The organism is Cecembia lonarensis LW9, assembly GCF_000298295.1.
GTDB lineage: Bacteria > Bacteroidota > Bacteroidia > Cytophagales > Cyclobacteriaceae > Cecembia > Cecembia lonarensis.
Window position 1 is genome coordinate 1 of record NZ_AMGM01000111.1, and the last position, 10,317, is coordinate 10,317.

6 protein-coding genes are annotated in these 10,317 nt (G+C 41.7%); all 6 read right to left on the minus strand.

The window, feature by feature from the left end; translation table 11 throughout:
* A partial coding sequence (gene carB / locus B879_RS18935) for a carbamoyl-phosphate synthase large subunit (RefSeq protein ID WP_040401250.1) occupies window positions 1-1,245 on the minus strand: 1,245 nt, incomplete at its 3' end.
* A gap of 737 nt (window positions 1,246-1,982) precedes the next feature.
* Window positions 1,983-2,468 (minus strand): peptide deformylase, encoded by a 486-nt coding sequence (locus B879_RS18945; protein WP_009186836.1) that lies wholly within the window; start codon window positions 2,466-2,468, stop codon window positions 1,983-1,985.
* A gap of 288 nt (window positions 2,469-2,756) precedes the next feature.
* Window positions 2,757-4,154 (minus strand): dihydrolipoyl dehydrogenase, encoded by a 1,398-nt coding sequence (lpdA, locus tag B879_RS18950; protein WP_009186837.1) that lies wholly within the window; start codon window positions 4,152-4,154, stop codon window positions 2,757-2,759.
* Window positions 4,155-4,380: 226 nt separating this feature from the next.
* Complete coding sequence (gene odhB, locus B879_RS18955) at window positions 4,381-5,931, minus strand: 2-oxoglutarate dehydrogenase complex dihydrolipoyllysine-residue succinyltransferase (RefSeq protein WP_009186838.1); 1,551 nt, start codon at window positions 5,929-5,931, stop codon at window positions 4,381-4,383.
* 119 nt (window positions 5,932-6,050) lie between these two features.
* Entirely contained in the window at window positions 6,051-8,852 is a 2,802-nt protein-coding gene (locus tag B879_RS18960; RefSeq protein WP_009186839.1) for a 2-oxoglutarate dehydrogenase E1 component, read from the minus strand.
* A gap of 621 nt (window positions 8,853-9,473) precedes the next feature.
* The coding region (locus B879_RS18965) for a hypothetical protein (RefSeq protein ID WP_040401254.1) at window positions 9,474-10,317 on the minus strand (844 nt) is incomplete at its 5' end.

The window sequence follows — 10,317 nt, forward strand, 5'->3', positions numbered from 1 at the left end:
TTCCTTACCGTCAGCGCCAAGACCATTCCTCTTTATTTCAAGCGACTGACAGGCCTTTTGCAATGCCTCTTGGAAGTTTCTTCCAATGCCCATCACTTCCCCAACTGCCTTCATGGACAATCCCAATCTTCTGTCAGAGCCTTTAAACTTATCGAAATTCCATCTTGGAATTTTTACAATCACGTAGTCAATGGCTGGTTCAAAAAAGGCTGAAGTCGTTCCAGTAATGGAGTTGGACAATTCATCCAAGTTATAACCTATAGCCAATTTAGCCGCTACCTTCGCAATGGGGTAACCTGTTGCTTTTGAGGCCAGTGCTGAGGAACGGGAAACCCTTGGATTGATCTCTATGCCTATAATTTCAGAATTATCAGGGCTAACGGCAAACTGTACATTACAACCACCGGCAAAATTACCAATGCTGTTCATCATGGTAATGGCATAGTTACGCATACGTTGGTACACCGTATCAGGCAAGGTTAAGGCTGGCGCCACAGTAATGGAGTCCCCGGTGTGAACACCCATTGGGTCAAAGTTTTCGATGGAACAGATCACAATCATGTTACCGATATTGTCCCGCATCACTTCCAACTCATACTCTTTCCAGCCCAGAATACTTTGCTCTATCAAAACTTCATGCACGGGTGAGGCCTGAAGGCCTGCCATCAAATGTTTTTCAAAATCCTCTGCTTTTTCCACAAAAGCACCGCCTGCACCACCCAAAGTGTAAGAAGCTCTGATGATGAGGGGAAAACCAATTTCCTGCGCAATTTCTTTTCCTTGAAGGAAGGAAGTGGCTGTATCACCCTTGCACACACCCACACCGATCTCTTCCATCAGCGCTTTAAATTTCTCCCTGTTTTCAGCAGTATCGATGGCCTCAATGTCCACCCCGATCATCCTTACCCCAAATTTCTTCCAAATGCCCGCTTTATCACAATCGATGGCCAGGTTAAGGGCAGTCTGTCCCCCCATGGTAGGAAGTACGGCATCAATATCCGGATGTTCCTGAAGGATTTTGACAATCGATTTTTTCTCCAAAGGCAATAAATACACGTTGTCCGCAGTAACCGGGTCGGTCATAATGGTGGCCGGATTGGAGTTGATCAAGGTCACTTTCAGGCCCTCTTCACGAAGGGATCTTGAGGCTTGTGAGCCGGAATAATCAAATTCACAGGCCTGTCCGATAACAATGGGTCCTGATCCGATAAGCAAAACGTGTTTAATGCTGGTGTCTTTAGGCATTCTAAAAGAGGTTTTAAGAGGAATAATTACTTATGGCTAAATTGGTGCAAAATTAGGGAAATAATTTTATAAACCCCTGACAGATTCGAGTATATTCCTCCAGATTGATTTTTTTATGGCAGATGACACCATTTGATTTACCAATGAAACCAATTAAATTTAAAGAATATTATGCTAGAAACCCCTCAAGAACCTATTAAATACAAAACTCACAAATAAATCTTTAGAGCATGAACTTGGATTTAAACAATTGGAATTTACTTGGATGGCAATTTTTCAATTTCGCTTTGATAATGGGTTTACTTTATCTTGGGTACAAACTGGTGAAGCGGTTTTTTTCGAATAAAATTGAAGACAAATCGTAGCCAGTTTTTTTTGATAAAGATTTTTTATACTCAAGCGTAATTCAAAATTGATTTTTGATGGAGGTAGTCCATGAAGGTTAATGAAATACTTTAAAAAAACCTAAAATCTTAATGGTTCAAACCTCCGAAATCTCACTTTCGAATTCCTTCTTCAAACCGGTCCTTCAGACCTCAGGCCTATTTTGAATTCACCTTTATTCCCAGGGCTTCTCCCTGGGCTTTAACAGTGCGGCCCTTCAGGCCTTTTTCGACCATCAGACTTTCTCCTTCCGACATCAGACTTCTTAATGAAATCCTTAGTTCCCTTAATTTCTGAATGGTTCTAACCCAAACTTCTGAAATCCCCCTTTTGCCTTGGCTCATCTCATCCCTCTACTCCCTCCACCTAAAACTCTTCTCATCAATTGCTCTCATCGTACACAATACCCCATCCAGATGGTCATACTCATGTTGTACCAATTCAGAAATGTCATCTTTCACGGTCCAACTTTGTTTTTCCCAGTTTTCATCCAGGTATTCCAAGGTAAGGGATTGGTGACGCTTGACTTTGACCAAGAGGTTGGGGAAACTCATGCAATCGTCCCATAATTCAAACATTTCAGGACTGGCGTGGATGATTTCAGGATTAATAATGACCATGGGACGGTCAAAATTCAGGTAAAACAACCTTTTCATAATCCCCAATTGTGGAGCAGCAATACCTCTTCCGAATCCATACTGCTTTCGGATATCTTCCATGGCTTCATGCAGGTCTTTTACCCAGTTTTTTACCAAAGGAAGTTCTTCTTTTTGCACAGGTTCACAGGTTTCGTATAACCTTGGATCTCCTAGTTTAAGGATGTCTTCTACTTTTTTCATATGATTTTTTTGAACTTTCAAAAGTACACTAAATATCTTTTTTTGTACTTTTCAAGATACAATGGATGGTCAAATAAATGGATTTAGAATTTTTTCCGGATAACTAATCCAGATAAATTCCACCTAACCAACACCAATTTGATATATAAACAAAAAAGCTGCCTCAATATTTGAGACAGCTTATATTTATTTTCCAGTTTAGCTTACATTTCACCATTTCTTAGCATGACTTGTCTACCTTCGAGACTTTTACATGGTACTTTGTACATGGTACAACCCTCCTGCTTCTTAAATATGCAATGCCCTATTATCCGTAGCCGCCAGACATGCCTCCTTGAAAGCTTCTGTATAAGTAGGATGGGCATGGGACATTCTGGAAATATCCTCAGCAGAGGCACGGTATTCCATAGCCACTACCGCTTCCGCGATCATATCGGCCGTTCTTGGACCGATCATATGTACGCCTAGGATTTCGTCGGTTTCGGCATCAGCCAATACCTTCACCAATCCATCAGTATCCATGGAAGCTCTAGCCCTGCCGGAGGCCATAAATGGGAACTTCCCTGCTTTGTACTTGATGCCTTTTTCCTTCAATTGTTCTTCGGTATACCCCACGGAAGCCACTTCAGGCCAAGTATAAACTACACCCGGGATCAACAGGTAATTGATATGTGGCTTTTGTCCTGCAATACTTTCTGCCACAAATACCCCTTCTTCTTCTGCTTTGTGGGCCAACATGGCGCCTTTGACCACGTCTCCAATGGCATAGATATTTGGTACATTGGTTCTCAGGTGATCATCTACTTCTACCTGCCCCCTATCGTTTACCTTGACTCCCGCAGCTTCAGCATTTAAGCCATCTGTATAGGGTCTTCTGCCTATGGATACCAACACGTAATCCCCTTTCAGTTCAACAACTTCTCCTTTGCTATTTTCTGCTTTCACCAGCACTTCTTTCCCCTTATTTTCAACAGCAGTCACTTTATGCTTGAGGTAAAACTCAAAGCCCAGCTTTTTCAGTGATTTTTGCAATTCTTTACCCATGGTGCGGTCCATAGAAGGGATAAGTGCATCCATGTATTCAACTACCGAAACCTTAGCTCCCATTCTGCCATAGACAGAACCCAATTCCATCCCAATTACCCCTCCACCTATTACAATCAGATGCTTAGGAATTTCTTTCATTTTCAGAGCCTCAGTGGAAGTGATGATGCGTTCCTTATCGATATTGATGAATGGAAGGCTTGCAGGCTTGGAACCTGTGGCAATGATGATGTTTTTACCTTGAATTTCTGTTGAGGAGCCATCATCCTTGGTCACCTTTACTGTATTTTTATCTACAAAAGAACCTAGGCCTTGATGCACATCGATTTTGTTCTTTTTCATCAAGAACTGAATTCCATCAACATTCTGCTTGACCACATCCTCTTTACGGGCAATCATTTGCTTCAGGTCAACTTTGAGATTACTTAAGTTGATCCCGTGCGTTTTGAAAGTATGGGCTGCATTGTGGTAATGTTCTGAAGAATCCAACAAAGCTTTTGAAGGAATACAGCCTACATTAAGACAGGTTCCACCTAAGGTTGGGTACTTTTCTATGATGGCGGTTTTCATGCCCAGTTGAGCTGCTCTGATCGCAGCCACATATCCGCCAGGTCCTGAACCTATTACTATGATGTCGTACATATTTAAGACTTTTAGATGCTAGACACAAGACATTAGACTCGTATCTAGGTAAAATTTCAATTTCTTTTAAAATAAAAGATATAAGGTCTACGATCGGATCTTATACCCTTTTTGGTAAAGCCATCGCAAGAAACCCGCTCTTTGTTCTTGTCTCTTGCTTCTTATTTCTTGTTTCTAAACTCTCGCTTCTCGCCTCCTACCTAGTGGTAGGCAAGCTAGCTTCTCCTTAGACGCCAAACAGCAACCGCGTCGGATCTTCCAAGAGTTGCTTCACCCTTACCAAGAAGCTCACAGATTCCCTGCCGTCGATGATCCTGTGGTCATAGGAAAGTGCCAAGTACATCATGGGCAGAATTTTCACCTCTCCGTTCACCGCCATTGGTCTTTCGACGATGTTGTGCATCCCTAGTATGGCTGACTGTGGCGCATTGATGATCGGCGTGGACATCATGGAGCCGAAGATACCGCCATTGGTAATGGTGAAGGTTCCTCCAGTCATTTCCTCTATGGACAATTTATTGTCTCTGGCTTTGGTAGCCAATCTTACTACTTCTTTTTCAATTTGCTCAAAACTCATGGACTCGGCGTTTCGGATCACCGGAACGACCAACCCTTTGGGTGCGGAAACTGCAATGGAAATATCACAGAATTCATTATATACAATCTCATTGCCATCAATCTGTGCATTGACTGCAGGCCATTCTTGAAGCGCTACACAAACTGCCTTGGTAAAGAAGGACATAAAGCCCAAATTTACGCCATGTTTCTCTTTAAACTGATCCTTAAATTTCTTTCTCATCTCCATAATTGGCCCCATATTCACCTCGTTGAAAGTGGTCAACATGGCTGTTTCATTCTTCACGGACACTAACCTTCTGGAAACTGTTTTTCTTAGAGAAGACATTTTTTCTCTTCGGCTATCTCTTGAACCTGCCATTTTCGGAATTTGAGTAGGTTCTTCTTTTGCAACGGCCGGGGCAGTTTTGGGAGCTGTCTGGGCAGCTTCTTTTGGCTTCACCTCTGCATTCATCGCATCTTCTTTGGTAATCCTACCGTCTTTCCCTGTTCCCTGAATCTGGGCAGGATCCAATCCTTTTTCAGCAATAATTTTTGCAGCAGCAGGAGAAGCATGTCCTGTTGCATACGTTTCTGAACCTGATGGGGCAGAAGCGCTTGCAGGAGCATCAACTGTGGACGCCGGAGATGCAGCAGGTGCTCCTCCTTCAACGACTTCAATTTTACAGATGAGACCGCCGATCTCAAGGGTATCTCCTTCCTGTGCGACGTGACGCAAAATACCAGTGGCTTCTGCAGGCAATTCAAAAGTTGCCTTGTCTGAATCCACTTCAGCTATGATTTCATCCAATTCCACGTAATCTCCATCGGCCTTTAACCAAGAAGCCAATGTAACTTCTGTGATGGACTCGCCAACAGTAGGAACAATCATTTCCTTAATTTCACCTGTTTTTCCTCCACCTGAAGCCTGAGAAGCAGGACTGCTTTCAGCTTCCTTCTTGGTAGAAGGACTAGGGGCTGCTGCCCCTCCCTCTTCTATAACACAAATGGTGGCGCCTATTTCTAAGGTATCACCTTCCTGTGCTTTTATCCTCAAAATCCCTGCTGATTCCGCAGTCAGTTCAAAAGTAGCTTTATCAGATTCCAGTTCACAGATGACCTCATCCATGGCCACTTGGTCACCGTCTTGTTTAAACCATTGTCCAATGGTGACTTCACTGATGGACTCCCCTACAGCGGGGACTTTCATTTCTAGGCTCATTGTTTGTTTCTTTTTACCCCCAAACCAATTTGTTTAATTTGGTTTAAGGTTAATTTAACTGATACTATTTTAAATTAAACCAAAGCCAAGACCCTAACAGGGCCTTGACCAGGGGTTATTTATGAAATTTTTAACGCTTTATTGACGATATTTTGTTGTTCTTCTACGTGAACCTTATGGTAACCTGTGGCAGGAGAAGCCGACATTTTTCTGGAAATTACATCTAAAGAAATGTCCTTATAAAGCATCTTTAACATATAATTCCAGTAGCCCATGTTTTCAGGCTCTTCTTGTACCCAAACCACTTCAGCATTTTTATAGGCTGCAAGCGCTTCCATAATTTGCTTTTTAGGAAGTGGGTGCAATTGTTCAACCCTAATGATGGCAACATCCTTAATTTTCTCCTTTTCTCTTACTTCTTCCAGGTCATAATAGATTTTACCGGAGCAAAGCAGGACACGCTTCACATCTTTTGTCTTGACCGTTGCATCATCAATAATTTCCCTGAAGCTTCCTGAAGTGAAGGATTCGATTGGAGAAACAACTTTCGGATGTCTGAGCAATGATTTTGGTGACATCACCACACAAGGTTTTCTAAACTCCCAAGCTTGCTGCCTTCTCAAGAGATGGAAGAAATTGGAAGGTTCTGTGATATTGGCCACCACCATATTGTATTCAGCAGACAATTGTAAAAACCTTTCTGGCCTGGCATTGGAGTGCTCAGGACCTTGACCTTCATACCCATGGGGAAGAAGCATCACGATACCGTTCATTTTGCCCCATTTGGACTCTCCCGAGGAAATAAACTGGTCAATCATGGTCTGCGCACCATTGGCAAAATCGCCAAACTGTGCTTCCCAAATGGCTAAAGCATTGGGATTTGCCATCCCATAACCATATTCAAAGCCTAATACGGCATACTCTGAAAGTAAGGAATTGTAAATATAAAATTGCCCTTTACTATCTTTCAATTCCTTAAGAAAGTTATAAGGTTTATTTGTATTGGCATCATGTACCACCGCATGTCTATGGGAAAAAGTACCACGTTGCACGTCCTGACCCGTAATTCTTACCGTCTTGCCTTCTAGTAAAAGGGACCCATAAGCCAACAATTCAGCTCCTGCCCAGTTGAGCATCTTGGCGTTAAAGAACATATCTTTTCTTTGCTTCAATTGTACATCAATTTGCTTGATGGGTTTAAAACCTTTCGGAATGCTGGTTAAAGCTTCACCGACCTGACGGATCACCTCTTCGGAAACCCCTGTTTCCGGTGATTGATCAAAGTCTTCAGGATTGGACCTCCTCAAGGATCCCCATTCCCTTTCAAATTTGGTCATTTGATATGGCAAAGGTTTTTCTTTGACCATATTCAGACGATCTTGCAGCAACTGTCTGAATTCGGCATCCATATCTTTGGCAATTTTGGCATCAATATCACCCCGTTCAGTCAGCCTTTTAACATAAATTTCACGGGGATTTGGATGCTTGGAAATGATGTTATACAACTCGGGTTGAGTGAATTTTGGTTCATCCGATTCATTATGGCCATGTCTCCTGTAACAAACCATGTCCACAAATATGTCTTTATTGAATTTCTGCCTGAATTCAGCGGCTAATTTGGCGGCAAATACCACAGCTTCCGCATTGTCTCCATTCACGTGGATAACGGGAGCATCTATCATTTTAGCCACATCAGTACAATAAATAGAGGTCCTGGCATCGTCAAAATCGGTGGTGAAACCGACTTGGTTATTAATCACAAAGTGTACAGTCCCCCCTGTGTTGTAGCCTTTCAATCCAGCCATTTGGGTAACCTCATAAACTATCCCCTGACCGGCAACCGCAGCATCACCGTGGATCAAAATAGGCAGTGCTTTTTTGGAATCACCTTGATGTACTGCATCTATTTTGGCACGGATAAATCCCTCAACCACAGGATTTACAGCTTCCAAATGTGAAGGGTTCGGTGCCAATTTCAAATGTACCTTCTTATCTGTTGGCGTAACAATATCGGACGAATAACCCATATGGTATTTTACGTCCCCATCTCCCATAGTCAAATCAGGCTTGGCCGTCCCTTCAAATTCGGAAAAAATCTGCTCGTAAGTTTTGCCCATGACATTCGCCAGCACATTCAAACGGCCTCTATGCGCCATGCCAATCATAACTTCCTCTACACCATGGTCCGTGGCTGTATTGATCAAAGCGTCGAGGAATGGAATGGTACTTTCACCACCTTCCAGAGAAAACCTCTTTTGTCCCAAGTATTTGGTATGAAGAAAGTTTTCAAATACAACAGCTTGATTTAATTTAAAAAGAATTCGTTTCTTATCCTCTACTGAAGGGTTGAAAGCCAAGGCCTCTTTTTCGATTTTGGTCTTCAACCAATCCAAAATCTCTGGGTCACGGATATACAGATACTCAAAACCGATTGCTCCCTCATAAATAAATTTTAGAGAATCCAATATTTTGGAGAGTTTAGCGGTGCCTATTCCAATTTCTTTGCCTGCTTGAAATTCAGTGTTGAGATCATTGTTATCAAGACCAAAGTCTTCTATATCTAAAAGTGCTTTTCTGTCCCTTCTCTCTCTTACAGGATTCGTTTTGGACCTAAGATGTGCCCTCGAGCGGTAAGCATGGATAAGCGCACGTACTTTAATTTCTTTTGGCAATTGTTCCATGTCCATAATGGTACCTGGTGTAGCCAATGAACCTGATTTGGATGCAGCAGCAGAACCTCCATTGGGAGAAACTACTGCACCGCCCTGCTCATCTTCTCCAAATTTGGTAATGGCAAAATCAAAACCATCAAAAAAGGTTTTCCAACTTGGGTCTATTAAATCAGGGTTGTTTTTATATTCAGCATAAAGCTCATCAATGTAAGCCACATGTGCATTTGAGATATAGGAGAATTTATCCATGGGTTTGTTAATATCTTTGTTTACAAAGGTATAAGATAAGTTTTGCCTTTAAAAACTGTTTATTCGCTTTTCCAAATATTTAATTTTAGACCACTAATATTGATAGAAATAAAATTAAATTTGGCGGAGAGAGAGAAAATAGTGTCCAGAAAAAATAAGATTGCCCAAAATATTGATTCTCATAATAAAAACATGAAAATCAACCATTAATTCTCTATAAGTAATTAGCATATTTGTCTATGCTGAAAATTTTATCTGTCTATTCGGAATGTTACACGTATCAATTGGAGGGCCTCGGCAAGCTCGGCCACCGGGACTTAAATAAATATGGGGGGGAGGGAAGAAATGCGGCTTTGCCGCATTTCTTCCCTCCCCCGATTTTCCAAACCTAAACTCCGTTCCCCGAGCTTGCCGAGGGTCTCTTCAACCAAATATAATTCTACTACGTGTAAGATTAAGGATACTCAGAAAATTTTAATCTAAATGAAAGGTTGAGTTTTTGAATAGTATTATTCAGTAAAATTAGATGTGAAAGTTGGAATCAAATTTTTAATGACATAAAAAAACAGCGCCCAATAGACGCTGCTTTTTTTATTATGAAGAAAGTTTACTAGTTTACTTTTATCTCAAGCCACTTGGCCAAGGCGTATCATTAGCAAACAAGGTAACAGTACCGGTTTCGTTAGAGGAATTAACCCAAGTGAAAACCAATGCCTGGCCATCATTGCTGATAAAATTAAAGGTATACTGATCACCGTACTTATCCGTGCCAGAGAAAGATAACCTTCCACAAGCATCATTCAAACGGACTTCACCTCCATCGAAAGCATCACCATAACAATCCCAAAAGCCAAATGTGGCATCTGAAACGATATAAGAGGTAGTACCACTCACGGGCGTAAATGTTACCTCGCCAGTGATTGTACCCGGGCAGGACCCAAATGCAGAGGACATGGCAGTCGACTCGAAGTTATAAGTACCACCTAAATCAGATGGACATACCACAGGAACATCATACCTGAAGGGTGAACGATAGAAGAAACCGCCCTGAACATCAGGAGAACGGTTTGTATCAGAGAATACCCTACCAAACCTATCAGTAGCTCTTAATCTAAATTCGAAAGCATCAGCGCCTTCAATGTCTTCTAAGCTAACACCTAACGCAGCTACTACTTGAGTCGCGGAAATACTAAAAGAAGATCTAAGATATCGAGTTGTAGGGTGATTTGGATTTTCTGTAGCTTTTTGGAAATCAGCCCTCGTCAATGTTCCAATCAACACCTGATTAACTTGAGTACTAGTTCCTGATGGAATATATTCAAAACCTACTCCTGCTATCAGCCTTCTGTGTCTAACGAAGATTTCAACTGTCTCTAAAGTTTCACCTTCTTCAGCATCCACAGCTTCAATTTCGACATTGAAATTGGAATTTGCAAGATCAAAAATACTCCAATTTTGACCAGTT

Coding starts and splice junctions, on each gene's coding strand:
- B879_RS18945 (WP_009186836.1), bottom strand. CDS start 2,468: ATGAAAAAAGTAGAAGACATCCTTAAACTAGGAGATCCAAGGTTATAC.
- odhB (WP_009186838.1), bottom strand. CDS start 5,931: ATGAGCCTAGAAATGAAAGTCCCCGCTGTAGGGGAGTCCATCAGTGAA.
- lpdA (WP_009186837.1), bottom strand. CDS start 4,154: ATGTACGACATCATAGTAATAGGTTCAGGACCTGGCGGATATGTGGCT.
- B879_RS18960 (WP_009186839.1), bottom strand. CDS start 8,852: ATGGATAAATTCTCCTATATCTCAAATGCACATGTGGCTTACATTGAT.